General features: G+C 61.3%; 22 protein-coding genes and 1 pseudogene. 9 read left to right on the forward strand and 14 right to left on the reverse strand.

Annotated features, from left to right (window positions below; translation table 11 throughout):
* Positions 1-92: 92 nt before the first annotated feature.
* The 4 genes from ACFY9W_RS26390 to ACFY9W_RS26405 all read left to right on the forward strand — a co-directional run bounded on the left by ACFY9W_RS26390 (position 93) and on the right by ACFY9W_RS26405 (position 4467).
* Positions 93-1052 (forward strand): 2Fe-2S iron-sulfur cluster-binding protein, encoded by a 960-nt coding sequence (locus ACFY9W_RS26390; RefSeq protein WP_391136951.1) that lies wholly within the window; start codon positions 93-95, stop codon positions 1050-1052.
* A 111-nt stretch (positions 1053-1163) separates the two neighbouring features.
* The gene (locus ACFY9W_RS26395) at positions 1164-2408 is read left to right on the forward strand and encodes an OprD family outer membrane porin (RefSeq protein WP_391136954.1); all 1245 of its coding nucleotides are present in this window, start codon (positions 1164-1166) and stop codon (positions 2406-2408) included.
* Positions 2409-2429: 21 nt separating this feature from the next.
* A complete protein-coding gene (locus tag ACFY9W_RS26400; RefSeq protein ID WP_391136957.1) occupies positions 2430-3731 on the forward strand; it encodes an MFS transporter in 1302 nt (433 codons plus the stop codon).
* A 76-nt stretch (positions 3732-3807) separates the two neighbouring features.
* On the forward strand, positions 3808-4467 hold the full coding sequence (locus ACFY9W_RS26405) for an NIPSNAP family protein (RefSeq protein ID WP_391136959.1): 660 nt from the start codon (positions 3808-3810) through the stop codon (positions 4465-4467).
* On the opposite strand, the gene ACFY9W_RS26410 is transcribed toward ACFY9W_RS26405, so the two are convergent.
* Entirely contained in the window at positions 4434-5405 is a 972-nt protein-coding gene (locus ACFY9W_RS26410; protein ID WP_391136962.1) for a 2-dehydropantoate 2-reductase, read from the reverse strand. The two genes, ACFY9W_RS26405 and ACFY9W_RS26410, sit on opposite strands and share 34 nt — an antisense overlap.
* A 1299-nt stretch (positions 5406-6704) precedes the next feature.
* Here ACFY9W_RS26410 and ACFY9W_RS26415 point away from each other — a divergent pair.
* Positions 6705-6860 (forward strand): annotated as a pseudogene (locus ACFY9W_RS26415) (HAMP domain-containing protein); the annotation flags it as partial.
* Positions 6861-6992: 132 nt separating this feature from the next.
* Positions 6993-7718: a methyl-accepting chemotaxis protein gene (locus ACFY9W_RS26420; RefSeq protein ID WP_391137037.1), complete on the forward strand. Its 726-nt coding sequence runs from the start codon at positions 6993-6995 to the stop codon at positions 7716-7718.
* A 105-nt stretch (positions 7719-7823) separates the two neighbouring features.
* Here the strand turns inward: ACFY9W_RS26420 and ACFY9W_RS26425 are convergent, their stop codons facing one another.
* A complete protein-coding gene (locus ACFY9W_RS26425; protein WP_391136965.1) occupies positions 7824-9035 on the reverse strand; it encodes an MFS transporter in 1212 nt (403 codons plus the stop codon).
* A 406-nt stretch (positions 9036-9441) separates the two neighbouring features.
* Here ACFY9W_RS26425 and ACFY9W_RS26430 point away from each other — a divergent pair, with 406 nt between their 5' ends.
* The 3 genes from ACFY9W_RS26430 to ACFY9W_RS26440 are packed head-to-tail and all read left to right on the forward strand — an operon-like array spanning position 9442 to position 12379.
* A complete protein-coding gene (locus ACFY9W_RS26430; RefSeq protein WP_391136968.1) occupies positions 9442-10581 on the forward strand; it encodes a tyramine oxidase subunit B in 1140 nt (379 codons plus the stop codon).
* A 29-nt stretch (positions 10582-10610) separates the two neighbouring features.
* Positions 10611-11033, forward strand: coding sequence for a Rid family hydrolase (locus tag ACFY9W_RS26435; RefSeq protein ID WP_391136970.1), 423 nt, complete (start codon positions 10611-10613; stop codon positions 11031-11033).
* 50 nt (positions 11034-11083) lie between these two features.
* Positions 11084-12379: an FAD-dependent oxidoreductase gene (locus ACFY9W_RS26440; protein ID WP_391136973.1), complete on the forward strand. Its 1296-nt coding sequence runs from the start codon at positions 11084-11086 to the stop codon at positions 12377-12379.
* Between the two features lie 21 nt (positions 12380-12400).
* Here the strand turns inward: ACFY9W_RS26440 and ACFY9W_RS26445 are convergent, their stop codons facing one another.
* From ACFY9W_RS26445 to ACFY9W_RS26500, 12 genes are all read right to left on the reverse strand, one after another.
* Positions 12401-13333 carry a helix-turn-helix domain-containing protein gene (locus tag ACFY9W_RS26445; protein ID WP_391136976.1) on the reverse strand — a complete coding sequence of 311 codons (933 nt, stop codon included), beginning with the start codon at positions 13331-13333 and terminating at the stop codon, positions 12401-12403.
* Positions 13334-13401: 68 nt separating this feature from the next.
* Entirely contained in the window at positions 13402-13860 is a 459-nt protein-coding gene (locus ACFY9W_RS26450) for a MarR family transcriptional regulator (RefSeq protein ID WP_391136979.1), read from the reverse strand.
* 5 nt (positions 13861-13865) lie between these two features.
* Positions 13866-15329 carry an efflux transporter outer membrane subunit gene (locus ACFY9W_RS26455; protein ID WP_391136982.1) on the reverse strand — a complete coding sequence of 488 codons (1464 nt, stop codon included), beginning with the start codon at positions 15327-15329 and terminating at the stop codon, positions 13866-13868.
* On the reverse strand, positions 15329-16183 hold the full coding sequence (locus ACFY9W_RS26460) for an HlyD family efflux transporter periplasmic adaptor subunit (RefSeq protein WP_391136985.1): 855 nt from the start codon (positions 16181-16183) through the stop codon (positions 15329-15331). Before ACFY9W_RS26460 ends, ACFY9W_RS26455 begins: the two co-directional genes overlap by 1 nt.
* A 94-nt stretch (positions 16184-16277) precedes the next feature.
* Positions 16278-16487, reverse strand: a complete 210-nt coding sequence (locus ACFY9W_RS26465; RefSeq protein ID WP_391136988.1) for a DUF1656 domain-containing protein — start codon at positions 16485-16487, stop codon at positions 16278-16280.
* On the reverse strand, positions 16477-18516 hold the full coding sequence (locus tag ACFY9W_RS26470; protein WP_391136991.1) for an FUSC family protein: 2040 nt from the start codon (positions 18514-18516) through the stop codon (positions 16477-16479). The genes ACFY9W_RS26465 and ACFY9W_RS26470 overlap by 11 nt, the downstream gene beginning before the upstream one ends.
* Positions 18517-18642: 126 nt before the next feature.
* The gene (locus ACFY9W_RS26475; RefSeq protein ID WP_391136994.1) at positions 18643-19191 is read right to left on the reverse strand and encodes a TetR family transcriptional regulator; all 549 of its coding nucleotides are present in this window, start codon (positions 19189-19191) and stop codon (positions 18643-18645) included.
* A 223-nt stretch (positions 19192-19414) separates the two neighbouring features.
* Entirely contained in the window at positions 19415-20308 is an 894-nt protein-coding gene (locus tag ACFY9W_RS26480) for a helix-turn-helix domain-containing protein (protein WP_391137040.1), read from the reverse strand.
* A gap of 85 nt (positions 20309-20393) precedes the next feature.
* Complete coding sequence (locus ACFY9W_RS26485) at positions 20394-21743, reverse strand: aminotransferase class III-fold pyridoxal phosphate-dependent enzyme (protein WP_391136997.1); 1350 nt, start codon at positions 21741-21743, stop codon at positions 20394-20396.
* Between the two features lie 320 nt (positions 21744-22063).
* Entirely contained in the window at positions 22064-23407 is a 1344-nt protein-coding gene (locus ACFY9W_RS26490; protein WP_391137000.1) for a tryptophan--tRNA ligase, read from the reverse strand.
* Between the two features lie 351 nt (positions 23408-23758).
* Positions 23759-24718 carry a helix-turn-helix domain-containing protein gene (locus ACFY9W_RS26495; protein ID WP_391137003.1) on the reverse strand — a complete coding sequence of 320 codons (960 nt, stop codon included), beginning with the start codon at positions 24716-24718 and terminating at the stop codon, positions 23759-23761.
* 1 nt (position 24719) lies between these two features.
* Entirely contained in the window at positions 24720-26078 is a 1359-nt protein-coding gene (locus ACFY9W_RS26500; RefSeq protein ID WP_391137005.1) for an MFS transporter, read from the reverse strand.
* Between the last annotated feature and the right edge of the window lie 72 nt (positions 26079-26150).

A 26150-nucleotide genomic window follows, 5' to 3' on the forward strand; every position in this document is an offset into this window, starting at 1 on the left:
GGCGGCTTCAGGATCCACCGCAAGGTGATCAGCCTGATCAACAGCGACGATACCCTCGCCGGTATCGGTTACATCCTCTGAAGGAGACGATCATGCACGACCAACTGCTCGATGTGATCGTCCATGCCAGGGAGGTCCAAGGGGGCGATGTGGTCGTCCTCGAACTGGCTGCAGTCAACGGCCAGGCGCTGCCGCGTTTCGCGGCGGGCGCCCATGTCGACCTGCACCTGGGGCCCGATCTGGTGCGGCAGTATTCACTGTGCGGAGATCCCGCGCAGACCAACGTCTATCGCCTGGGGGTGCTCAAGGACAATCAGTCCCGAGGCGGCTCGGTGGCGGTACACGAGCAGTTGCAACTCGGCACGGCGATGCGCATCAGTGCGCCACGCAACCTGTTCCCGCTCGCCTGCGACGCCAGGCGTTCGATTCTGCTCGGCGGCGGCATCGGCATCACGCCGATGATCGCCATGGCCCACGCCCTGCACGCTCAGGGAGCCCCGTTCGAACTGCACTACCGCGGCCGTTCACGCAGCCGCTGCGCCTTCGTCGACGAACTGCTGAACGCGCCATTCGCCGCCAGTGTATTCACCCATTTCAGTGATGAAGGCGCCGATCAGCAACTTGACCTGGCCCGCGTGCTCGGGCCGGCCACCCCGGGTGTCCACCTCTACACCTGTGGCCCGTCAGGGTTCATGGACTGGGTGATCGAAGGCGCACGTCTGCAAGGTTTCGATGAGCAGCATATTCACCACGAGTACTTCCAGGCCGAGGTCGATACTTCGGGGGACAGTTTCGAGGTGGTCGCGGTGCGCAGCGCCAGGACCGTGCAAGTACAGCAAGGGCAGACGCTGGTCAGCGCCCTGCGTGAGGTGGGTATCAAGGTCGAGGTGTCGTGCGAACAGGGTGTGTGCGGTACCTGTCTGTGCGATGTGCTCGAAGGCGAACCTGACCATCGCGACCAATACCTGACCGATGAGGAGAAACAGAGCAACGAACAGATCGTACTGTGCTGTTCCCGGGCGCGCGGCAAGCGCCTGGTGCTGGATATCTAAAACAACAAAAACAATACGTGACGGACAAGCGGGCTACAGACCTGCAGAGCGCTTCTGCCCAGTTGCATGACTGCCCAGACCTTGTACTGATCACTTTTCCAGGATTACCCCATGGAACTCAAATGGCCGTTGCATGCGAAATCGTTTTGCCTGTGTGCAGGCATCGCACTACCCCTGACCGGCTTTGCCGACGTCGTCGATGACAGCCACCTGTCGCTGACTTTGCGCAACCTCTACCTGAACCGCAACTTCACCAACGCCGGCGCGCCAGTGTCCAAAGTCGGCAACTGGTCGCAAGGCTTCGACCTGCAATTTGAATCGGGCTACACCGATACCCCACTGGCAATCGGCCTCGACCTCAATGGACAGTACGCCATCAGGCTGGACTCGACCGGCAATGACGGCTCCCTGCCCTTCAGTCGGCATGAACAGAAAGCAGCTGATGACTATGGCCGAGCCGGTGCGACGCTCAAGCTCAAGTATGCCAAGACCGTCGCCAGGATCGGCGACCAGAAACCCAACTATCCGGTAGCCTCCAATGATCCAAGCCGCCAACTCGACACTATCTATCAAGGTGCGGTGATCGAGTCTCGGGACATCGACAACCTGACCTTGGTCGGCGGACGCTTCTGGTCGATCGTTACCCGCGAGTCATCCAACCACGAACGCCTGTACCGCTACGGCACCAACGACAGCCTGGACAGCGAGGGCCTGGACTTCGTCGGCGCCACCTATGCACTGACCCCGGATTTGCAGGGCAGCTATTTCCATGGTGTGCTCAACGACATCTACAAGCAGGATTACGGCGGCATCAAGCACACCCTGAAGTTCGCCGACGGTTACCAGCTGAAAACCGACATCGGCTACTTCAACAACCGCGAGGACGGTGCTGCGCGCAGTGGTCCGGTAGACAACCAGGCGTACTTCGGCCTGCTCACCCTGGAAAAGAACGGCCACATGGTCGGCGCCAGCTACCAGCGCATGACTGGCGACACAGTGTTCCCGACCCTCAACGGCTATGTGCCGCAGGGGTACCTGCCGAACTGGGCCGGCTTGCCGTTCATCCGCCCGGATGAGCGCAGCTGGTCTGTCCGCTATGGCTACAACTTCGCGGCGATGGGCGTGCCCGGGCTGAAACTGTTCACTCGCTACATCAAGGGGACGGATATCGACCGTGGCGCCGGGCTCTCGCGGGACCGGGAAAGCGAGCGCGACATCATGCTCTCCTACGTGGTTCAGAGCGGTGTACTCAAAGATCTCGGCTTCGAGCTCAAGAACATGAAGACCCAGACCCGATACGGCAATGACTACGACGAGTTCCGATTGATCACTACCTACACCTGGAAGTTCTGGTGATGGTCTGCAAGGAGATGGCTCATGACTAACCTCAACACCAGCATCACCCGCGACACCGACCCGAACACCATGCGCCGCATCGTCGTGGCCTCGGTGCTGGGTAATGCCCTGGAATGGTATGACTTCTTTCTCTATGGCACGGCAGCTGCGCTGATTTTTGCGCCGTTGTTCTTCCCGGTCGGGACCGACCCGGTGCTTGGCACAATGGCCTCGTTTGCAGGCTTCGCCGTAGGATTTCTCGCTCGCCCGCTGGGCGGGCTGATATTCGGCCATATCGGCGACAAGGCCGGGCGCAAGAAGGCGCTGGTGATGACCCTGGCGATCATGGGTGTGGCCACCTTCGCCATGGGGCTGCTGCCCACCTTCGAACAGGTCGGCTACCTCGCTCCAGCCTGCCTGGTGATCCTGCGCGTGCTGCAGGGCGTCGCTTCGGGCGGTGAGTGGGGCGGCGGCGTGCTGCTGCTCAGCGAGAATGCACCGAAAGACCGCGTCGGCTTCTATGCGGCCTGGAGCCAACTGGGCGTATCGGGCGGCTTCGTATTGTCGGCTGCAGCGTTCTATCTGGTACAGATGCTGCCCCAGGACGACATGATGAGCTGGGGCTGGCGAGTGCCGTTCCTGGCCAGCATCCTGATCTTCGGCGTCGGTGTGTACATCCGTCGGCGCCTGCCGGAAAGCAAGGAGTTCGTGCAAGAGCAGGCACAACAGGATCAGCCGGAACACATCCCCGCGATGGAGGTGTTGCGCAAGCACCCCAAGGCAGTGCTGCAAGCCATGGGCCTGCGCATCGCCGAGAATGGCAGCGCCTATCTGTTCCTGGCCTTCACCATCGCCTATGCCAAGTTCACCGGCCTGGACACGCAGCTGGTGCTGGCCAGTGTCATGGTGGCAATGATCGTCGAGGCCGGCACCATCGTGTTCTGGGGCTGGCTGTCAGACCGCATCGGCCGCCGTATTGTCTATGCCATAGGCTCTGTCGGCTTGATGCTGCTGGCATTCCCGTTCTTCTGGATGCTCGATACCCATTCGGCGGGCTGGGTCTACCTGGCGGCGCTGCTCGGCATGGCCTTCTGTCATGGCGCAATGATCGGCACCCAGCCGGCACTGATGGGCGAGCTATTTCCGGCCAAGGTGCGCTACTCCGGATTGGCCATGGGCCATGAGATCGCTTCGATCTTTTCCGGCGGCCTGGCGCCACTGGCTGCGACCGCACTGTTCAGCCTCTATGACTCGGCCTGGCCGGTATCCGTCATGTTGATCGTGATGGGTGCCATCACCACGGCCGCAGCAATTTCAATACGACCCAACCAGCAGCCGGGCTGACAACTCTTCGTTTTGGCCCGGGCTTTCCCGTGCGGGGGGAGCTCGGGTCTTTTTATGACTACTCAGAGAAAATGCAATGCCTCACTTTCCCCCCTCACTGGAAACACCCGGCACCGACCTTTATGAGCTGATCCGATTCACCCTGCGCGTGCGCACACCAGGCCAGGCCCTGCCGCGTCTTGAGTCGGCCCTGCAGGATGCGCTGGAAGGCGTGGAACTGGTCGGATGCTGGCTGTCGGAAATCGGCCCGCAGAACACGATTGCTGTCATGCGCCGCTTTAGCAGCCTGCAGGTCCAGGCGGCGGAGCGTCAGCGAGTACTGCTGGCCGCTGACGCGTTCGGTATCGGCGAGTTCGTTCTGGAACAGACCATGGATGACTACCGACTCTTTCCGTTCCTCTCACCGTTGCTGCCCGGGCCTCACGGCCCGTTCTATGAGCTGCGCGAATACGACCTGGTACCGTCCGGTGTCGCGCCTACATTGGCGGGCTGGCAGAAAGCGGTCAGCGCGCGCACAGGCGAGCCCTACTCTGCCGTTTACGCCGCGTTCTACGCAACCAGCGGACGGGTTCCGCGCTATCTGCACATCTGGCCTTACGCCAGCCTCGAACAGCGGCTCGATGTCCGCACGCGTGCAGTGCGTGACGGCGTCTGGCCGCCAGAAAATTCGGCGCCCCAGCTGCAGAAGATGAACTCGGTGGCTTATCTTCCTGCAGCGTTCTCACCGTTGCATTGAGGCAGGACAGTGTCCTGGGATGCCAGGACACCTCGCCCGATACGCCGCAACAACGCGTCAACCGAGGCCAGCGCCGGGACCTCAAGAGCATGACGTTCAGCATGACCAAGCAGTGCACCCGACAACGCATCGACTTCGATTCGCCGGCCATGCTCGACATCCTGCAACATCGACGGTTTGTGCGTGGCGTGCACCACGAATGCCTCCTCGATGCCGGCCTGGATTCGCTCCGCGTTTACAGCGACACCCACCGCCCAAGCCACGCTCACAGCCTCCCGGACCAGTGCGAAGACCTGGCGGCGATGATCGCGATGCAGTGCCACCTCCCCGACAGTGGCGCCTGTTAACGCACAGACCGAATTGAGCGCAGTGTTGAACACCACTTTCTCCCAGATCGTGACGTCGATGTGCGGATCGATCAGTGACTGCAATCCGCCTCTGCACAACAGCTCGACAAGCTTGTCCAGACCTCTGGCTGGTGCAACCCCGACGCCTCGCATGCGTACCTGGGCTTCACCCAGGCTGCGTACGACTCCTGGCGAAACGACGTCAGCTGGGTAGAGGGTCATGCCCATGGCCAACTGATCGTCGGGAATGTATTCGCGTAGCACAGGCAAGCTGTCGAGCCCGTTCTGCAACGTCACCACCAGCGTCGATGCACCCACCAGATGCAGGCATGAGGTAATGGCCTGGCGGGTGTGATAGCTCTTGGTGAACACGATCAGCACGTCCATCACCGCGTGTACCGCATCGCAGGTTGCCACCTGTGGCCAGTAAGTCCGCTGGCCGTGCTGGTCGTGCAATTTCAGACCCGATGAACTCAGCACCTGCAGCAAGGCTGTATCCACATCGATGAGGGTCACCTCTGCGCCGGCGTCGATGAGCCTGCAGGCAAACAGGCTCCCCATTGCGCCGGCACCAATGATCGCAATTTGCATAGGCCTCGCACCTTTGATTGTTGTCCCGACCAGTGTCAGGCATCGACGCCGGGCAGATTTGTCTATGCTTGCCGCCCCTTTGTGAGTGCCTGCCAAGCGTACAACTGGCGGTAGGGATTCGCGCCTGCGCCGGGTAGCCTCGGGCGCCTGACAGTGATGCGCATGACAATAAAGGGACTCGCCTTGAACATTCAGAACAAAATCACGCTGCTTGCCAGTGCCTGCCTGCTTTCTGTCGTCGGGTTGATTGCCGGGCTGTCCATGGAGCAGAGTCGTCGCGACGCAGAGGCCGTCGCCGCAAAGTCCACCGAAATGCTGCTGGAGGCTGCGCAGGACAACCTTGAAGCCGAAGGCAATGCGCAGGCCTTGAAGATCCAGCAAGGTCTGAACCGCACCTACGAGTTCGCGCAAGCCATGGCGCGCCAGTTGCTGTATCTGAAGGCCAGGCAAGGAGAAGGCGTGACGGCAGCACGCCAGCTGCGTCAGGAATTTACCCAGATCATGCAGGCTGCGCTTGTTCAACGTCCTGAGCTGCTGGGCCTGTTCGTTGCGTTCGAGCCCAACGCTCTGGACGGCCAGGACGCCGCCTTCACCGGGCAGCAGGCCCTGGGCAGCAATGAGCGTGGCCGCTTCGCACTTTATTGGCTACAACCCAAAGCCGGCCAACTGCAGGCAGTGCTCGGCGACGAAGCATTACTCGCAAACCGTACGCCAGGTCCAAGTGGCACACCGTTCAATGCGTTTTTCACCTGCGCCCGTGATAGCGCCAAGCCGTGCCTGCTCGAACCCTATCTGGACGACACCAGTGGTACACCCAGGCTGGTGACCAGCGTCACCGTTCCGCTGATGGTCGATGGTCGCGTGGTCGGCGTGCTGGGTATGGATGTCGGCCTGCAGGCCATGCAGGCCGATGCACAGGCCGCCAGCGCATCGCTTTATGACGGGCATGGCAGTCTCGGGATATTCAGTGCCAATGGCGTGATAGCAGCATCGAGCGCTCACCCAGAGCAGGTTGGCAAACTGCTGGGCACCGAGCAGCACGAACTGGCCGCCAATCTTCGCCACGTGCAGCAGAGCAATCGAGCACAAACGTTCGAAGACAGCCAGCGCATCCGTGTCATCGTTCCCATCCAGCCAATCACCAACGCCCGCCCGTGGAGTGTCGAGGTCGGCGTATCCAAGGATATCCTCGGGGCGCCAGTGGCCGCCATGCGGCAACAGATGCAAGGCCAACGCCTCGCCAGCCTGACCCTGCAGGTGATCCTGGGCCTGGCACTTGCGGTGCTGGGCGTGCTCATGATGTGGCTGGCAGCTCGAAGCGTGACGCGGCCGATCCTGCACGTGGCCCACCTGCTCGAAGACATTGCCGACGGTGACGGCGATCTCACCCGTCGCCTGGCGTACGCAAAGCGCGATGAACTTGGACGGCTCAGCCAAGCGTTCGATCGCTTCCTGGACAAGCTGCAACCTGTGGTTGCCCAGGTCCAGCAGGCGGTACGCAATACCCGCGACACAGCCGATCAGTCGCAACAGATCGCCAGCCAGACTAGCCAAGGCATGCAGCAGCAATTTCGCGAGATCGACCAGATGGCCACTGCGGTACACGAGATGTCGGCCACCGCACAGAACGCTGCGCAAAGTGCGGTTCAGGCGGCCGATGCCGCGCGCCGTGCCGAAGCTGCGACCGGCAACGGCGTACAGGTGATCGAACGCGCAACCCAGGGTATCCAGGCATTGGCCGACGACATGAGCAATGGCATGCAACGGCTGCAGGCATTGGCGGTAAGCAGTGACCAGATCGGCTCGGTACTGGACGTCATTCTGTCGATTGCCCAGCAGACCAACCTGCTCGCTCTCAATGCAGCGATCGAGGCGGCGCGCGCCGGCGATGCCGGGCGGGGTTTCGCAGTGGTGGCAGATGAGGTTCGCGGCCTGGCTCAACGTACTCAAGCGTCGGTCGAAGAGATCGGGACGGTCATCGACAACCTGCGCAACGGCACCCTGCAGGTTACGTCGGCCATGCAGTGCAGCTACGATCAGGCCCAGGCCAATGCCCTGCGCTCCCAGCAGGCGTTCGATGTCCTCGAGCAGATCCGCCACGCGGTAGGCATCATCACCGAGATGAACGTGCAGATCGCCTGTGCAGCCGAAGAGCAGAGCAGTGTTGCAGAAGAAATCAACCGCAACGTCGAAGCCGTACGTGACCTCACCGCTTCCCTGGCCGGCCAGGCGCAACACTCGGCAGGTATCAGCCAGCAGCTTCACGCGCTGGCCACACTTCAGCAGGAACGGGTCCAGCAGTTCAAGGCGTGAACCTGCAGGTTTACCCGCCTGCCCTGTTCACGCAGACAAACCGCACAGCAATGAAAAAGGCCCGCCGGGATCACACCCGACGAGCCTTTTTCCGTTGCACTGCCATCAGGTTCGAGGTATCACCACACCTGCCTCAGGGTTATCGGTCTTCTTTGACTGCTGAACCTTCAGCACAGCCGCACCGTAGATCAGCATGACGCTGACCGAACAGGCGCCCGAGAACAGCAGCACAGCAGGATAGCCGTAGGCCTCGATCAGCAATCCGCCGACCGCCGGCCCTACTGCAGCCCCGATCGACAGGCACAGCGCACCCAAGGCAACCAGCTTGCCCGACAGATCGAACTCGGCCATCAACCCGAAGGTATATGCCAGCACGAAGCTGATCGAGAACAGCATGCACATCGCACCGATCACGTAGGTGGTCAGCGAGGCGAACTGCCCGAGCATGACCAGGCCTGCCACCTCGGCACAGACGACGACCGCCAGCGGCAGGAAGCGGCCGGCTTTCAGGCCGATCGACGAGGCCACGAAACCACTGCCCGCGTTGATGACGAAACCGACACCCAACACCGCCCCGATGGTGTCCGACGACAGGCCGGTTTTCTTGCCCAACAGTTCCAGAAATGCCCACACGGACATGATGCCAGTCAGAAACACAAGGCTTGCAATCAGGCTCAACCAGACGATCACACGGTTTTCAGCAGCATCAGTTGGCGCCGGCCCCGCCAGCACCTGCGACACTCGCTGACTGCGTCGTGGCACCCAGGGCAGCGGGACAATACCCATCAACACCAAGGCGATGGCCAGGGTGACGATCATGCCCTGGAACCCCCAGATCGGCGCCACGACTACCGGCAGGAGAGTGAGCAGGATCGCGCCCGGAATGGTTTCCATCCCCAGCTTGAAGCCAAAGGCCCGCTCTGGCTGGGCACTGTCACCGAAGATGGTCATGGCCAATGCGTAAAGTGCCCCGGTACCGGCACCCGCCAGCGCCATGACCATCAACAGGGTTTCGTAGGGCGGATCGGTCAGGATGCACAGCAGCGCGGCAACCACCAATACCGATGCGCTGAGTGAAATGACTCGCCAGCTGACGCGCCGGATCCATAAAAGCGATGCCAGGCCCAGCACACCAAACCCCAGGTTCATGGCCATCGCCAGGCTACCCAACTGGTTCTCGCCGAACCCGTAACGCTCAGCCAATGCACCGAACAGTAGCGGCAGTACATTGAGCAGCAAGGCTCCACCGGCAGACACGAGACCGGCGCAGATATACACGGAGGTTCTGTCGATGGGATTGGATATTGTTGTTTTCATGATTTTATCCTGGCGTGGTGTAGCAAATAGTGACTGCGCTGCTCCCCCTTGCGAAGGTCGCGTCGCCCTCGTCTTTCGCGCTGGTGCGTCAGGACGCAAGCCCGCCGCGCTGCCACGTTGACGATCCTCACAGTGTGCAAGCCTTCGGCCTGACCGGCATGTTCAACATTGCCGGGCTTTTGGCCAAGCCTGCCAAGCGGCATGTCCGAACCGGGCACCCGGGCGCTGCCGTCGCACGGCCCTCAATCCCCCTGAAGCGGCTGCAATGACCCGCTGTGCAGCACACCACATTCGTGACTATTTCGGGATAGCCGCCCGCTCAGGCCGTTCCCTAACATCGTAATTGCCATACGCACACACAACGGTGCGTAGTCGCATGCGCCCATTCCAGCTACCGAGAATAGCCATGACCACAACTACAAGAATCGACTTCCTCTACCTGTCCGAACAAGACATGATCCGTGCCGGTGTCACCGACATGCTTGCTTGCGTGAACACCATGGAAGAGATGTTCGGCCTGCTCTACCACGGTGATTACCGCATGGCCGGCCCCAACAGCGACTCCCACGGCGCGATGATCACCTTCCCCAAGGACTCGCCGTTCCCGAACATGCCCAAGCCAACCGCTGACCGCCGCATGATGGCCATGCCGGCTTACCTGGGCGGCGACTTCCAGACCGCCGGCGTCAAATGGTATGGCTCCAACATCGCCAACCGCGAGAAAGGCCTGCCGCGCTCGATTCTCATGTTCACCCTGAACGATCCGGACACCGGCGCGCCACTTGCCCACATGTCGGCGAACCTGCTGTCGGCCTACCGCACCGGTGCCATCCCCGGCGTCGGCGCTCGCCACCTGGCGCGCCGCGATTCCAAAGTGATCGGTCTGCTCGGCCCTGGGGTGATGGGCAAGACGACCGTCTCGGCGTTCATGGCCGTCTGTCCGGAGGTCGACACCCTCAAGGTCAAGGGTCGCAGCGCCAAGAGCCTGGACGAATTCATCACCTGGCTGCGTAGCACCTACCCGCAAATCACCAACATCGAAGTCGTGGACAGCATCGAAGCGGTGGTGCGCGGATCGGATCTGGTCACGTACTGCACCTCTGGTGAAACCGGTGATCCGTCCACTTACCCGCTGGTCAAACGCGAGTGGGTCAAGCCAGGGGCGTTTCTGGCCATGCCAGCGGGCTGCCGCATGGATGAGGCCATGGAGGCGTCGGACGTACGCAAGGTGGTCGACAACACTGGCCTCTACCAGGCCTGGTTCGAGGAGCTGCCCAAGCCTGCGCACAACCATGTGCCACTGGTTGGCGTGCGTTTCATGGACATGATCGAAGAAGGAAAACTGCTTCCCGACCAGCTCGAAGATATCGGCAAGATCATCGCTGCAGAGGCGCCGGGTCGCGTCAACGACGAAGAGATCATCATCATGTCGGTCGGTGGCATGCCTGTCGAAGACGTCGCCTGGGGAACAGTCGTCTACCGCCAGGCACTCGAGCGCGGGGTCGGCCTGAAACTCAACCTGTGGGAATCCCCCGCACTTAGCTAATGATTTCACCCAACTACGAGGCTATTGAAATGGTTCAAATCACCAAACTGAAGACCGGCTCCAAGTACGAGACGCTGGGCAGCTACTCGCGCCTGGTCGCGGTCGACAACTGGATTTTCGTTTCCAACACGGCCGGACGCAACCCGGCCACCAACGAGATTCCCGAGGACCTGGCAGAACAGACCCATCAGGTGTTCCTGAATATCGAGGCAGCGCTGGCCTCGGTCGATGCGACCCTCGCCGACGTCGTGTGTTCGCGGGTGTTCATTCAGGATCCGGCGGACACCACTACCGTCATGACCATTGTCGGCGAGAAATTCCGGGGCATCGATCCGGCCAGCACGGTTACCTGCCCACCCCTGGGCTCGACGGTCTACAAGGTCGAGCTGGAAGTCACAGCGTTCCGTGGTGCATCCAGCGCCAACACCTCCAGGATCACGCTGGGTCAGTAACACCTGAAGAGTTCACCCACGCTCAGCCCTTTCAACGACGAGAATCAAGCATGCCACCAGTCATAGAGCCCGTGCAGTGCACAAAAGAGCTCCCCTCTTCTACGTCCGTGGTGATCATTGGCGCCGGTATCGTCGGCCTGACGACTGCCCTGGCACTGGCCGAGCGCAACATACCGGTGGTCGTGCTCGAAAAGGGTCGCATAGCAGGCGAGCAATCGTCGCGAAACCTGGGCTGGGTGCGCAAGACCAGCCGTCACCGCGAGGATATTCCGCTCGCGCAGGCGGCCGACCGGCTTTGGGCAGAAATGCCCAATCGTGTGGGGCGTGATGTAGGCTACCGTCAGGCGGGCATCATGTTCGTCGCCCGCAACCAGGCACAAATGGCCTTCCACGAGAACTGGATGAAAAGCGTCGAGTCGCTCGAGCTTGGCTCGCGCCTGCTGTCTGCCAGGGAAATCGGCCAGCGCGTCCCCGGCGGCCAAACGCCCTGGGCCGGCGGTATCCTCACCGAAAGCGATGGCCGCGCCGAGCCGACCCGGGCCGCCAGCGCCATTGCCAATGCGGCGATCGCGCATGGTGCGGTGATCATCGAAAACTGTGCTGTACGCACGCTGAGCACCGCCGCAGGACGTATCGACGGCGTAGTTACCGAGCACGGCGAGATTCGCTGTGAACAAGTCTTGCTGGCCGGCGGGCTGTGGTCACGACGATTCCTGGGCAACCACGGCATTGCCTTGCCGACCTTGCCACTGAACTGCTCGGTGCTACGCACTGCCCCCATGGAAGGTCCTACGGACATCGCCGTGGGCGCACCGGACTTTTCGTTCCGCAAGCACATCGATGGCGGATTCATCATCACCCAGCGAGGTGCACTGGATGCACCGCTGACCTGGGATCATGCGCTTCTCGGCGCACAGTACCTGCCACAATTTCGCGCCCAGCGCAGCTACCTGAGGGTGTCACTGGGCAAGGCCTTCTTCAAGGACCTCGCACTGGCAAGGCGCTGGAAGCCAGGCAGTGTCACACCATTCGAGCACGTTCGGACGCAAAACCCGCTGGCGAACGAGAATCTCAACAACGAGGCCTTGCGCAACCTCAAAGCCGCCTGGCCAATCTTCGAGCAAGTGAAAGTCGAACAGACCTGGGCAGGCACCATCGATGTCACCCCTGATTCCAACCCGGTCATCGGGCCGGTCGCCAAATTGCCGGGGCTGATGCTGGCAACTGGCTTCTCCGGTCATGGCTTCGGCACCTCGCCGGCTGCCGGACAACTGGCTGCCGACCTGCTTCAGGGCGTGAGCCCTCTAGTTGACCCGGCACCCTACAGCTATGCCCGCTTCGCCTGACACTGACACCTTCAAGCCCAGCTACTGCGCCCTGTGGGTATGAGATGGCGCTTCATCGAACAGGTGTCGGTAGGCCCCCGAGAAGTGCCCCAAGTGGGAGAACCCCAAATCATAGGCAACCCGCGCGATGGTGAACTCATCTGCGCGGGTCTGCTGCAGACGTTGGCGCACAGCATTGAGCCTGACCAGGCGCAGGTACTCGACCGGGCGCAAGCCGGTCACGCTCAGGAAGCTGCGCTGAAGCGTGCTGCGGCTTACATCGAGATGGTCGCATATCTGCAGGATCGACAGCGGCTCATCGAGAAACTCCATGGCCATCTGATGCGCCTGACGTACCAGATAGGCGCTCACGGCAACATTACCCGAACGCCTGCTGTCCGGCTCACAGACCTGCTCCAGAAGTACCAGCGTGCACTCGAGCAACAAATCCTCAATCTGGCTTTCCAGCAGCTCATCCCCCTGAACGACCGCACTGACGATCGACTGCAGCTGCTTGCGGATGCCGCATAGAAACTGTGGACTGACGTTCAGGCGGGTACAGCGGTTCAGCTTGCGCAGCTCCGGCGCCGTGAATTCACGTTCAGCCAGCAGCCCCAGACGCGCCGCATCGACACTGACAGCCAAGAGGTCCATGCCTTCGGTGGAGTGGACGAAGAACTCCTGACCGCTGTGTAGAACGGTGACATCAGCACCACCAATGCTCGCGCCCTGAAACACGTTGGCGCTGCTGCCTCCGACCGGCATTGCCAGACACAGCCGGCCCTTCGGCGCAGCACCGTGCTGAACGACACGCTTGTCGAGCACTTCGCGAAACACCTGGAACCGCTCTGCCGTGAGGTGTACGAGTTCGGTATGGGCACTACCTGCGCTCATCTGGTCATAAATCTGCTGCCAGCCGACGATCGCGCCGGCGTGCACATTGACGTCATTGAAGCGTTGGCACTGGGCGAACATGCCCTACCCCTTCTGTAAAAAAGACCCCGGGTAGTTTTCAAGGCAAATAACAGGCCATCCACTGCACCCTAGCGCGCTTCGTCAGCCTCCAGACGCTCCAGATTGCGGTTGATCAGCGCCGCCGACTGTTTCAGGGCAATCACCAGTTCATCGGGCAGCCCCTCCAGCATTGCTGTTTCAGCACGGGCGACGATGCCAGCAATATGCGCCGCTTCCTGCTGCCCTTGCGGGGTAAGCTCAAGCAGCCAGGCGCGACGGTCATCGGGATGCTGACGACGGCTCAACAGCCCTTTTGCGCTCAAGGGGGTGAGCAGGCGCACAAGGCTGGAAGTGTCTACACCACAGCGCAAGGCCAGCTCCTTCTGCATGATCGCGCCCGCGCCATACAGGTGCAGCATTGGCACCCATGAGACATCGGTATAACCATGCCGGGTCATCTCCTGCTCGTCGAAGCGGCGCCAGCGGCGCGCCAGTTGCAACAGATGGTAGCCAAAGCCTTCTTGTAGATCTTCGCCGCTAAGCGCCATGAGAATTACCGTGCAGGTTCGTTTTCATCACTCCAACCGCCCCCCAGCGCCAGGAACAACGCCACCTGGTCACGGGACAGCTGAGCGCTGGAGCGCGCCAGTGCAGACTCGCTCGAGGCCAGCGCGCGCTCGGCATCCAGGGCATCGAGATAGTTGGTCTTGCCGTTACGATACAGCAAGCGCACCTGTCGGGCGACGGACGCACTGGCATCTCGCGCGGCGAGCAGCTCGCGGTGGTGTTGCATTTCCATGGCCAGCGCGTTCAGTGCCGTCTCGGTTTCACGCAACGCCTCCAGCACCACGCTATCGAACCTGGCCATGGCCGCCTGCGCGCCTGCTTCGGCCTGTTTGACCCTGGCCCTGACCACGCCATTGTTCGGCAAGCCCCAGGTGATCAGAGGGCCGATACCCCAGGAGAACGTGTCGCCACGGGCAAACCCACCCATCCGCCCTGCCGACGCTGCAGACACGCCCAGCGAGACGTCAGGATAGAGCTCGGCCACGGCAACCCCGATGCGTGCGCTGCTGGCCGCCAGCGAGCGCTCCGCCTGGCGCACATCCGGACGACGCTTGAGCAGCTCGACGCCATCGCCCACGGGTATCGCCGTCTCGAGAACCGGTGGCTGGTCACAATAAGTCACAGCGCTGGGCACACCGCTCGGCACTGTTCCGATCAATGCTGCCAGTCGGTAAAGCGCTGCCTGGCGCTGCGCCTGCAGGGGTGCAATGGCTGCTGCCAGCTGACGCTCCTGGGCCTGGGCGCGGATACTGTCGACGCTACCGGCATGGCCGGCACGCTGCAGCTGCTCGGTGACCCGGCGTGCCTGCTGCTGAACCTGCAACGACTCGCGCGCCGCATTGAGTTCCATGCCGCCAGAACAGACATCGGCATAGGCTTGCGCCGTAGCGGCGGCGACGCTGATGCGTACCACATCCATGGCTGCGGCCGCAGCATCGCTGTCGGCCGCAGCGGCCTCACTGGCACGCTCGAGCTTGCCGAACATGTCGAGCTGGTAAGATACTGCCGCACCCGTGCTGTACAGCCAGGCATTGGCAGGCACACTGCCAGGCTGCAGACGGGAAAGCCCCGAAGCATGCCCGTAGGACGGCCCAGCGCTTACTGTCGCCAGCGCACGGCGCTGTCCTGTCACCTCCTCCTCGACTGCACGCACCCTTTGCAGATTGCCAAGTGCTTCCAGAAGCGTGGTATTGCGACCGAGCGCTTGCCCGATCAAGTCATTCAGTTGCGCATCCTGGTACAGACGCCACCACTGCCCTGAAGGTGAGGCGTCAGCATACAGCTGTGGATGCGCCAGCTTCTGTTCGAGCACCTTGGCATCACCCTGCGCCGAGGCGGCCAGCGGTTGAGGCGCTACATAGTCAGGTCCGACCGGATGCGTACAACCACCCACCACCATCAGTGGCAAGACGCAATACGCCCACTGGCACGCCCTCACGGTACCCCCCATCAGTGCTGAGCTCCCGCTGACGACGTTACTGCAGGACGCGCATCGCGTGACTCGATGACTTCAACCGTGACCGTCTGCCCCGCGACCAGGCGCTCTTGCGGCGCCAAGGCATCGAGTTTCACCCGCACGGGAATCCGTTGCGCCAGGCGTACCCAGTTGAAGCTCGGGGTCACGCTGGAGAGAAGATTGGCGCTGGTGCTGCGGTCCCGATCGGCAATGGCGCCGGCGATACTCTCGACCTCCCCACCCAGTTCGCCGCCCCACATCGGCAAAACCCGCACCCGATCGCCGATGTGCACCCGCGGCAGTTTGGTTTCCTCGAAGTAACCCTCGACGTACAGCGAGTCAGTATCGATCAGCGCCATTGCAGGGCGCCCGGAGGTGACGTATGCCCCCTTGCGCAGATCGAGATTGGTGACCCGTGCATTCATCGGCGCCCTTACTTGCGCGCGCTGCAGATCGAGCTCGGCCTTGTCCACTACCACCTGGGCGCGCCCCAAAGCAGACTCGGCCTGCTCACGGCGCATGCGCGACTGCTCGCGGGCTTCGGCAGCGAGCAGTTCGCCCAGGCCGCTGTTACGCAGGTCTTCGCGCCGGGCTTGTTCGTAGGCGATGCGCGCTGCACGCATTTCTGTCTGAGCATCCTTCAACGCCAGGGCATAGCGCGCAGGGTCCACTTCGAACAGCAGTGTTCCGGCCTGTACGTTCTGATTGTCCTCCACCTTGATCGAAGCAATCAGACCGGAGACGTCCGGGGCGATCTGGACGACATCGGCGCGGACCCGGCCATCGCGCGTCCAGGGCGCCCGTGCATAGTGATCCCACACTTGCAGCGCCGCCCAGCCGGCACCCATTACGGCCAGGCCTGTAATCGCTCTTTTAAGTATCCAGCCGGTGCGTGAACTGCGGGTAGGTCTTGCCTGGTCATTCATCAAGAGAAGCTCGCCATCAAAGCTGCAGGAAGTAAGAAAGGCGCACGAGCCCGAACAGCAGCATCACGTACACGGCCATATCGAACAGCGCCGGGTGCCAGATCCAGCGATAAGCGCCTGCCATCATCAATCCCCGGCGCACACCGCACAGCACAAGCCAGGCTGCGATTGCCAGCAGCACCAGGCTGTGCAGGTACAAGCCGAACAGACTGGTATCACCGATCATCGCGCAACTCCGTGTTCAGGGGGCTTGAGAACCCGGCAACATCGGCAAACAGCGCTCGACGCAAGCCGGCCAGTGCGGCGATAGCGGCCAGTCGTCCGCCGTAATGGCCGTATCCGCTGCTCAGATGCTGCAGCAAACGCTCGATGTTCAGCCGCAATGCCTGCGACGGTTCAGCTGGGCCGTGACGCATTTGCAGAAAAAACTGCTGGAGGCCGTCGAAAATCGAGGTAACCAGCGGCTCGGGCAGTTGCCCTCGCACCTGCTGCAACGCCGCGATCTCGTGTCCCACGCGCAGATCGATGAGCAGATCGCCGGCGCGCCCGGATGCCAGAGCTACCCGCTGCGCGACCAGCCCTACCCGATCGAGCATGCGCACGGTGAACGTCTGGGAAAAGGCAACCCGACCACGGGCACTGGCCATCGCAGCCAGCTCCTTCCAGGCAGCCAGCTCGATGCGCCAGACAGACCAGCTCGCATTCAGTGAACGCAACAACCGCGTGACCAGTACCGCCGCCAGAACCCCCACGAATTGCGCGATCATCGAGTTGGCAAATGCAGCCATGTTGGCCGTGTCGGTATCATGAAGCGCCAACGTGCCGCCCACGCTGAACAACATGGCCATCGCCAGCAATGCCTGCGGCGGACGAGACAGGCAGACGCCACACCACAGGAACGCCGGCGCGCAAATCAGCACCAGCATGCCAAAGTCCTGTACCAGCGGCATGAGCACCAGCACATACAGGGCCGCAGCGGGCAGGAAATACAACCAGTAGCGCAGGAACCGGCGGATCACCGGCGCAGGATCGTCCAGCGTGGCAAAGAAGCTGCAGAACATCGCCGTCATCATCGGCGCCGCCCAGCCGTCCTGCCACGCAGTGACAATCCACAAAGCACTGCAGGCACAGACCGCCACAGCTGCCGTCAGCCCGGACAAGGCTGCGAGGCCATGATCACGGTGCAATGGGTGACGCTCGAGCAGAGCATTCGATGGAGACTCGGCGCTTCCGTCCTGGCTGTGTTCGATCAGTGCGCGCAGGCGCCGACATGCCTGCCACTCTGTCAGTAACGCGCTCAAGCGCACTGCCAGCATCACCTGCAATGCGTCGGACCAGCCCCACTCCCCGGCCCCCTTCTCGGCCAGTCGCTCAAGGGCCTCGAGCACCTTCTGAAAACCGGCATCGTCAGCCGGTGACCGCAGCCAGGCCGATGCCTGCGCCAATGCGCCCTGCACGTCAGCGCTCAGCTGTGCGCCTGCCTGCAGTGCGCGCAGGGCATCTTCAACCGCCATGAACAATGGCAGCATGTTGGCAAGCCTCGCCTGCAAGCTACCGAGCAACGCCACTGTCTGGCGCAGATGGCTGGTGTCGAATGGCAGGTGCGCGGCGACCAGACGCAACTGAGTCAGGTCGGCTGCAACCTTGTGCCGGTCACGACCTGCCTGGGCACTATCGGCATCACCGGCAAGCGCATGCTGCATCCACTGCCCGGCATCGGCCATGCATCGATCGAGCAGCCCCTTGATGCCTGGCGCAACACTGCGAGGCAACAGCAGACTGTGCACGAGTGTGGCGCAGCAGATGCCGATGCAGATTTCTTCCACCCGCGCCACAGCGGTGTCGAACAGCAGTTCCTGGTGTTCGACCACCGGGAAGCTGATCAACGCAATGGTGTAGCCCGCGAGCATGAAGATATAGGACCGCGGCGTACGGTCCAGCACAGAGAGGTACAGGCATATCCCCAGCCAGGCGGCCAGGGCCAGGGTCAGCAGCAGCGGGCTGTTGATGAGCGAGGGCACGATCAGCATTGCCGCCAGGCAACCGAGCAAGGTACCCAGGATGCGGTAGAAGGCCTTCGAACGCACGGCTCCGGCCAGAGGATTGGCAATGATGTAGCACGTCAGCATTGCCCAGAACGGGCGCGGCAAGCCACAGCTGTTGGCAACGTACATCGCCAGCATCGCGCTGGCGAACACCTTGGCGGAAAACAGCAGTTCCCCCGGGGTAACCGGCGCCACTACAGACAGTTTCATGAACTCACCCCATGACTGCATGGGGCCCGGGAAACAATGCGTAGCATAGCGCACCTGGTGAATATAGTTTGAATTCAAACTATATCGACCCTGTGCGTTACCTGCAACCGTGACGTCCGGCCTTGGCTATTTCACCGGCAGCAGCAGTTCATGGATGTCGTTGAAAAAGTCGAGCCACTGCTGCTCGTCGAAAGTCACCAGGCCATACCCGCGCAGCATGAAAGCGCCTTCGGCGGCGAACATCGCCAGCCGTGCACGCCGTTCGATGTCACCGGACAAATCGTGCACAGCGAAAACCTGTAGGTACCAGTCCTTGAGCCGCTGTTGGTAGGCCGGCGCATTGGCCAACGCGGCAAGCAGGGCAATCACCCGGGTAGCACTGGCAAGATCTTCGGCAGCGGTCGCATCGACATGCACACGTGCCTTGTCGAGCAGACCGGCTTGAGGGTCGCCAATCACCGCCTCGATGGCCGCGCTGTAGGCTGCCTGCGCCTTGCTGAGCATGGCTTCGATCAATTCCTCCTTGCTGCTGAACGCGTACAGCACTCCGCCTTTGCTGACGCCCGCCTCCTTGGCAATGGCGTCAAAAGACAACCCCGTCGCACCTTGGTCGGAGATGACCCGGTATGCAGCTTCAAGCAGTCGATCCCGGTCGATGACTCTTTTTCTACCCATGAAATTATTGAAATCCGATTGATCTTATATTGGTCCTGTGTGCCCAGGCCTCAGGCACAGTGGCACTTTCCGATGGGGCATTGTCATGATCGACAGCCGCCCAGGCAAGGCCGCCTCAGGGGAGGTAGTGTGACAACTTGGAATCGACGACATTTTCACTTGGCATGGAAGAGACAGGCGCCGACCTGCTGCTCAACGGCGTGCGCGCCTGATCCTGCCGCGCTCAGGCGGCACGGCGCGTATGAGAGGGGCACTCGCCAAACAGTGCCTTGTAGTAGCTGGCAAAATGGCCAAGATGGAAGAATCCCTGATCAACCGCAGCGTGTGCGACGCTCAGTTCTGTGGGGGCGGTTTGCTGCAAACGCCGACGCACGGCATTCAGGCGTATCGCGCGCAGATACTCTACCGGGCGTACGCCGGCCACCTGCTGGAAACTGCGCTGCAAAGTCCTGCGACTGACGCGTAGATGACGACAAATGTCGAGCACTGTCAAAGGTGCTTGCTGGCAGTCAAGCGCAAGCTCCTGGCTACGCCTTACCAGGTAGCTGCTGACTGCATGATCAATGCCGCGCTCTCGAGTATGTTCAACAGCACGTTCGAGCACTTCCAGGATGCATTCCAGCGCTTGCTCCTCGGCGTGTTTTTCCGTGAGCGCCATACCGCAATTGCCCGATTGGATCAGGGCATTGAGCTGACGCCCCAGTACTGCCTGATACTCCGGGGGCAGATTGAGGCTCGAGGCACCACAAGCACGCGAGCACAAACTGCTCCCCTGCGAACTGAGCAGTTGCAGATACTGCTCGTCCACCGAGACGACAATCAAGTCCGAGTCGGTGCAGGTCTGGACGAAAAACTCCTGGCGACCGCGCAGAAGACTGACGCTTTGGCCCGCCGAAGCAAGGCTCAATGCGAGGCTGAAGCGCCCAGATGGCGCACTGCCGCACTGAGCCACCCTGATATTGATAGCCTCACGAAAAACCTGCACATGGGGCGTGCTCAACTGCGCGAGCCGGGTGCAGACCCGGCCACGGCCAAGCTGATCGTAGGTCTGCCGCCAGCCCTGCAATGCTTCTGCATGCTGCGCCACATCATAGAACACCAAGCATTGCGCCAGCATGTAGATCACCCTCAAAAGCGCCGTTTGCTCATGACGGATTCAACCAGGACAGCGTGCGCAACAATGCGCAGGCTGCCCGACTCGATCAGCGGTAATCGCTCAAGGCCGTGTGCAGCGCCTCGGCTATCATGTTGGCCTCGCTGACATTGATGGTCAGGGGCGGCGAAATGACTATCTTCGGCCCGACCGGTCGCACCAGCACACCGTTGATCCGGGTCAAGTCCGCGATACGTGCCGATATACCCGACATTGGATCGACTGGTTGACGGGTACGCTTGTCGCTCACCAGGTCCAGGGCAATCATCAAGCCCTTGCCGCGCACCTCACCGACCAGCTCGAACTGGTCACTGAGCGACTGCAACTTGTGCAGCAACTCGCGACCTACACACCCTGCATTTTCTGGCAGGTTTTCGCGCTCGACGATATCCAGCACCGCCAGTGCGGCCGCACAGGCAGTGGGATGTCCACTGTAGGTGTAACCGTGCATAACGACGTTGGCAAAGCCGCGCGCCTGCTCGATGGTTTCAGCCACACGCCGATTGAATACCGTTGCGCCCAGCGGGATGTAACCTGCACTGATCGCCTTGGCCAGGCACAGGATGTCCGGGGCGACACCCCAACCGCGGCTGCCGAGTAGCGAGCCACTACGACCAAAACCGGTGACCACCTCGTCGGCGATCAACAGGATACCGTGACGATCACAGACCTCCCGTACACGCTTCCAGTAATCAGGCGTCGGCACGATCACTCCACCGGCACCTTGTACTGGCTCAGCGATGAAAGCCGCGATGGTCTGGGGACCGAGGAAGGCGATCTGCTCTTCGAGCTGGCGGATGCACAGGTTGGTCAGCGCCGCCGGGTCGCGGCAATCCCAAGGGTTGCGGTACAGCCATGGCGAGTCCAGCAAGTGGCATCCCGAAAGCATCGGGCCATGGTTGAAATGGTAGGCACTGATGCCCCCAACCGAGGTGCCGCCGACGTGCACACCGTGGTAACCATTCTTCAGCGAGAGGAAGCGGGTACGGTTCGGCTCACCTGCCGCCACCCAGTACTGACGGGCCATTTTCAGCGCAGTCTCGACAGCGTCAGAGCCGCCGGAGCTGAACAGGACGCGGCTCATGTCTTCCTGGGCAAACATGCCGATCAGACGATCCGCCAGATCGTAGACCCGCGGGTGGGCAATACCATCGAATGTCTGGTAATAGGCCAGCTCATCCATCTGCCGGTTGATCGCCTGCTTGACCTCGGTCCGGTTGTGGCCAACGTTGACGTTCCACAGACCGCCAAAACCATCGAGCAATTTGTTGTCATCGGCATCGTAGACGTAGTTTCCATCACCACGGCAGATAATCAAGGTGTCTTTCTGTGCTACCGGTGCAGACGGCCCCATGGGATGCCAGAAATGCTTTTGAGCGGTCTTGTATTTTTGATACATCTTGACTCTCCTTTGAACTGAAGCGATGCGCCCTGCATCAGGGCCCGCATGCAGATGGAGCAGCTTCGGATCCATGAATATTCAGGCCAGTGAGCAAGTGCCATACACTCGAAACGGGCGCGGTCGTTTAGCTCAACGAGCAGGCTCAAGCTATTTTTCATTCTGTGTTGCGCCTGCTTCGATCCTAAGCAGACTCGCAAGACCGAGCTATCCGATATCGGCCACGTCGCAACAGGACAGTAAGTAGACCGGGTGCCGACACAAGTGGCGGGAATGGCAGGAGGCTCCTGCCACTTGGCGCTTCAATTTCCCCGTGAGCTTCAGCTCAAGTCGTCCAGTGCAGCCCTGAACCTGGCTTCTTCGGCAACTGTGTCGAGCACCACATCGCTGTGTGCCAGCGCCTCGCCGTCCAGCCACAGCGACACCATCTGGCCATAGGTACGCAGGTCGGGATAGCGGATCTCGAGCAGACGTTGTCCGAACGTGCCGGCAGTAACGCCATCGGCAAAACTGCGTGACAACAGCACCGTGGCACCCTTGGCATCCAGCAGACGAAAACGGAACTCTCCGCTTTCATCCTTGAACGTTACCAGGCGCGAACCGCGCTCACGCCTTGTCGAGCTTCGCCTATCGACCTTTGCAGACGAGATACCGGCAAAAGTACGCAAGCCAACAGCTTCGCGCAGACTTTCAAGGACAGGGGTGGCAACCTTGCGGGCTTTGGTGGCGCCCGCCAGCACGATATCCTCCAGATCGTCCGGCCTGGCCATCAAGGCATGATAGCGCTCACGCTTGTCACTCAGCGTCTGCTCCAGCAGCAGATAGAGGCGGTTCTTCGCCTCGCCCCAGCCGAGCCCGGCCAACAGGTCGCCGTGCAACTGGCGGCTGTCCTCAGCCGACGCGAATGCCTGGTACAGGCTGAACAGATGCGCCTGATCCGGATCCTTGGCCTCGCCTGGCGCTTTGGAGTCGGTGACGATCCGATTGACTGCATCCTTGAGCTCACGGCTGCCAAGAAAGAGCGGGATGGTGTTGTCGTAACTCTTCGACATCTTGCGGCCATCAAGCCCCGGGAGCAGTTCCACATCCTCCCGAATGCGTGCCTGGGGAAGCACGAAGGGCTCCTGTCCATTACCGAAGACGTGGTTGAAACGCTGAGCGATGTCACGAGCCATCTCGACATGTTGTACCTGGTCGCGACCGACCGGCACCACATGCGCGTTGAACAACAGGATATCCGCAGCCATGAGCACCGGATAACTGTAGAGCCCCATGGAGACACCGGCGTCCGGATCAGCGCCTTCTTCGCCGTTGCGCGACACCACGGCTTTATAAGCGTGCGCCCGGTTCAGCAGACCTTTTGCCGTCACACAGCTCAGCAGCCAGTTCAGCTGGGGGATTTCCGGAATGTCTGACTGGCGATAGAACACCGTCTTGCTTGGATCCAGCCCGCAGGCCAACCACGTTGCGGTGATTTCCAGACGCGAGCGCTGGATCCGTCGGGGATCTTCGCACTTGATCAGCGCATGCAGATCGGCAAGGAAGAAAAACGCCTCAGCCTGGGGATCGCGGCTGGCGGCGATGGCAGGTTGCAGAGCACCGGCGTAGTTGCCCAGGTGCGGGGTGCCGGTAGTGGTGATACCGGTCAGAATTCGGCTATTCATTGCATTCTCACGTCGAAGCCTGGTCAACACGCAACCAGTGGAGTGGTACGAAAAAGGCTTACCTAGACGAATCATCCTCGAGCCAGCTATCCCAATCGAAACAATGAATGGCGAATCCGCTGAGTACCAACAGGGCGACGATGATGTATCCCACAAGGTGGTGTTGCATGAAGACCTCGTATTGCGCGAGCTGCGCTGGCGGGAGAATCCAGGTTTCGGTACTGCACCGAAACCCCGGCACACGGGTGATACACCCGAGTTCGGCAAGATTATATATCCGACCGGTCGGATTGAAAAATATTCCCTACCTTCTGTTCGTCAGGTAGCCGCTGCACCAGCGCCGTCAGCCGATCAACGCTTGAGCGTATCGGATGGCCGGCAACCGAAACGCTGGCGGTACTGCCGGGTGAAATGCCCGGGGCTGTTGATGCCGAAACGCAGCAGCACATCGGTCACGCTACCTTCACCGCGCTGCAGTGCCCGCTGCACTGCCAGCAAGCGCCGATCACGGATGTAATTGATCGGTGTCTGCCCCAGAAACTGACGAAAGCCATTCTGCAAGGTCCGCACCGACACGCCGCTGAGCGCGCACAAGGTGGACAGCGCCAGCGGCTGATCCAGGTGCGCCTCGATATGGTCTCGCGCCTTGCGCACATGGCCTGGCAAGGGCGTTTCGTGCGGCTGCTGCAACACAATCGAGTAGTTGTGCGGCAACTGGGTCAGCAACAGCTGCACCAGGTGCTCCGCGAATCCTTGACGCATAGGTTCCAGACTCAGGCCCACGGCATGCAGCCGGCACAGATAGTCCAGCGCGAGGCCCAATGCATGCACACCAGGATGCTCTGCGCCGAGCGGGACCTCGAAGGTCAGGGGCAGATCGAGGCTTCGCCCCAGCAGACGCTGCAAATGCAGCTCGAGGATTTCACGCGGCATGCTCAGCACCGCTGTCCGACAGGCGCCTCCGGTGACGATACGGCTGCTGGAAAAGGGTGAGCTGATACTCAGCCCCCCTGCCCCTATTGCAGCGCGGGCATGGCCCTGGCTGACTTCGCACTGCCCTTGCAAGGTGGTGCGAAACAGATACTGTGCGCCCGCGCCTTCCAGGCTGACCTCCACGGGCGCATCGTAGTGCAAATGCAACAGGCGCACGCCGGCGAACTCCAGGCCGCCGACCTGCAACTGCGGCGGCGCGTCCGCCAGAACGCGCAATCGATGTGGGCAGAGATAGCGGGACAACTGCACCTGCATCTCTGCCACATCCTGTGAGTGGAACAACGCAAAGCGCTCCAGCAGCTGAATGTCCGCCAGCATTTCAGACCTCGGCGGGATGTTCGCGCCGCATGCTGTCCCTGAAGCACTTGCAGCCTTTGATCAGCAGCACGATAGCCAGCAACGAGGCTCCAAAGCTGACAATCGACATCGACGAACCGACCGCCGCCGGCATGCCGAAATAATGGTCGGTGATCAGCGCCACCAGCGTCGTGCCCAGGCCCAGTGCAAGCAGGTTGCTGATCAGCAGGAATACCGCCGAGACCTGAGCGCGCACCTGATTGGGTGAGAGTATCTGCATCGCTGCCGTGGAGGCTGGCATGGGGAACGAGGCAAAGAACATCGCCGGCACCAACAGCGTCACCGAGAGCCACAACTGATCGACCTGCGAGTACAGCGCGGCCGGCACGATCATGCCCAGTGCGCCAATGACCCCGGTGCGCATCGCCGCATCGCTGTGCCCGCGCTTGGCCAGGTGATCGGTCAGCCAGCCACCGAACACCACGCCGGTGGTGTTGGCCAGCAGCAGGATGGTTCCGAGCATGAAGCCTGCCTGTTCAGGGCTCATGCCAAACTTGCGGATGTACAGCGCCGGCGTCCAGCTCATCATGCAATACAGCGCCATGGCGTAGAAGGAGAAGCCCAGATAGTGACAACTGAACGTTGCACGATGGCGACCGATGAAACGCAGGCCATCGGTCAGCCTGACCTGGCGAACCTTGCCGTCGGCATCGAGTTGCGCGCCCTTGCGCTCGGGGTTGCGCACGGTCAACCAGACCAGCACACCGACGATCACCCCCGGAAGACCGACGATGAAGAACGCCAGCTGCCAGGCCTTCATCGCGCCAAGCACCACGACCTCGATGGTCTGCGCGTCCTTGAGCATCGCAATGACGTAGCCACCGACCAGAAATGCGATACCGCCACCGACGAACGAGCCGATCGAGTAGATGCCCACGGCGCGGCCGAGCTTTTCCTTGGGGAACAGGTCACTGAACATCGAGTAGGCCGAAGGCGACAAGGCCGCTTCACCTACCCCGACACCAATCCTTGCCAGGAACATCTGCAGGAAGTTCTTGCTCAGCCCACAGGCTGCCGTGGCGATGCTCCAGAAAACTATCCCGACGGCAATGATGCGCGGGCGCGAGAAGCGGTCGGCCAGGTAGGCAATGGGCATGCCCATGAAGGCGTAGAACAGCGAAAACGCCAGACCATGCAGCAAGCTGAACTGGGTGTCGCTCAACTGCAGGTCGGCTTTGATCGGCTCGATCATCAGCGCCAGGATCTGCCGGTCAACGAACGAGAAGATGTACGCCACCATGCACAGCGTGACCACGTACCATTCGTAGATGTAACGTTTTTGCTGTTGTTGAACGTGTTGCTCTTGAGTGAAGTCATTCATGCGCACGAATTCCTGAGAGGACAGCCTGAAAGGGGATTTACAAGGCAGTGACCTGTCAGCAACAGGCGAGAG

Origin of the sequence: Pseudomonas sp. NPDC008258, from assembly GCF_042956345.1 — a bacterium.
Classification (GTDB): Bacteria; Pseudomonadota; Gammaproteobacteria; order Pseudomonadales; family Pseudomonadaceae; genus Aquipseudomonas.

Coding starts and splice junctions, on each gene's coding strand:
- ACFY9W_RS26420 (WP_391137037.1), top strand. CDS start 6,993: ATGGCCACTGCGGTACACGAGATGTCGGCCACCGCACAGAACGCTGCG.
- ACFY9W_RS26455 (WP_391136982.1), bottom strand. CDS start 15,329: ATGGGGGGTACCGTGAGGGCGTGCCAGTGGGCGTATTGCGTCTTGCCA.
- ACFY9W_RS26425 (WP_391136965.1), bottom strand. CDS start 9,035: ATGAAAACAACAATATCCAATCCCATCGACAGAACCTCCGTGTATATC.
- ACFY9W_RS26450 (WP_391136979.1), bottom strand. CDS start 13,860: ATGGCGCTTAGCGGCGAAGATCTACAAGAAGGCTTTGGCTACCATCTG.
- ACFY9W_RS26490 (WP_391137000.1), bottom strand. CDS start 23,407: ATGAATAGCCGAATTCTGACCGGTATCACCACTACCGGCACCCCGCAC.
- ACFY9W_RS26435 (WP_391136970.1), top strand. CDS start 10,611: ATGGTTCAAATCACCAAACTGAAGACCGGCTCCAAGTACGAGACGCTG.
- ACFY9W_RS26485 (WP_391136997.1), bottom strand. CDS start 21,743: ATGTATCAAAAATACAAGACCGCTCAAAAGCATTTCTGGCATCCCATG.
- ACFY9W_RS26460 (WP_391136985.1), bottom strand. CDS start 16,183: ATGGGTGCCGGCTGGGCGGCGCTGCAAGTGTGGGATCACTATGCACGG.
- ACFY9W_RS26410 (WP_391136962.1), bottom strand. CDS start 5,405: ATGCAAATTGCGATCATTGGTGCCGGCGCAATGGGGAGCCTGTTTGCC.
- ACFY9W_RS26440 (WP_391136973.1), top strand. CDS start 11,084: ATGCCACCAGTCATAGAGCCCGTGCAGTGCACAAAAGAGCTCCCCTCT.
- ACFY9W_RS26395 (WP_391136954.1), top strand. CDS start 1,164: ATGGAACTCAAATGGCCGTTGCATGCGAAATCGTTTTGCCTGTGTGCA.
- ACFY9W_RS26390 (WP_391136951.1), top strand. CDS start 93: ATGCACGACCAACTGCTCGATGTGATCGTCCATGCCAGGGAGGTCCAA.
- ACFY9W_RS26400 (WP_391136957.1), top strand. CDS start 2,430: ATGACTAACCTCAACACCAGCATCACCCGCGACACCGACCCGAACACC.
- ACFY9W_RS26445 (WP_391136976.1), bottom strand. CDS start 13,333: ATGTTCGCCCAGTGCCAACGCTTCAATGACGTCAATGTGCACGCCGGC.
- ACFY9W_RS26500 (WP_391137005.1), bottom strand. CDS start 26,078: ATGAATGACTTCACTCAAGAGCAACACGTTCAACAACAGCAAAAACGT.
- ACFY9W_RS26495 (WP_391137003.1), bottom strand. CDS start 24,718: ATGCTGGCGGACATTCAGCTGCTGGAGCGCTTTGCGTTGTTCCACTCA.
- ACFY9W_RS26465 (WP_391136988.1), bottom strand. CDS start 16,487: ATGATCGGTGATACCAGTCTGTTCGGCTTGTACCTGCACAGCCTGGTG.
- ACFY9W_RS26405 (WP_391136959.1), top strand. CDS start 3,808: ATGCCTCACTTTCCCCCCTCACTGGAAACACCCGGCACCGACCTTTAT.
- ACFY9W_RS26475 (WP_391136994.1), bottom strand. CDS start 19,191: ATGGGTAGAAAAAGAGTCATCGACCGGGATCGACTGCTTGAAGCTGCA.
- ACFY9W_RS26470 (WP_391136991.1), bottom strand. CDS start 18,516: ATGAAACTGTCTGTAGTGGCGCCGGTTACCCCGGGGGAACTGCTGTTT.
- ACFY9W_RS26480 (WP_391137040.1), bottom strand. CDS start 20,308: ATGCTGGCGCAATGCTTGGTGTTCTATGATGTGGCGCAGCATGCAGAA.
- ACFY9W_RS26430 (WP_391136968.1), top strand. CDS start 9,442: ATGACCACAACTACAAGAATCGACTTCCTCTACCTGTCCGAACAAGAC.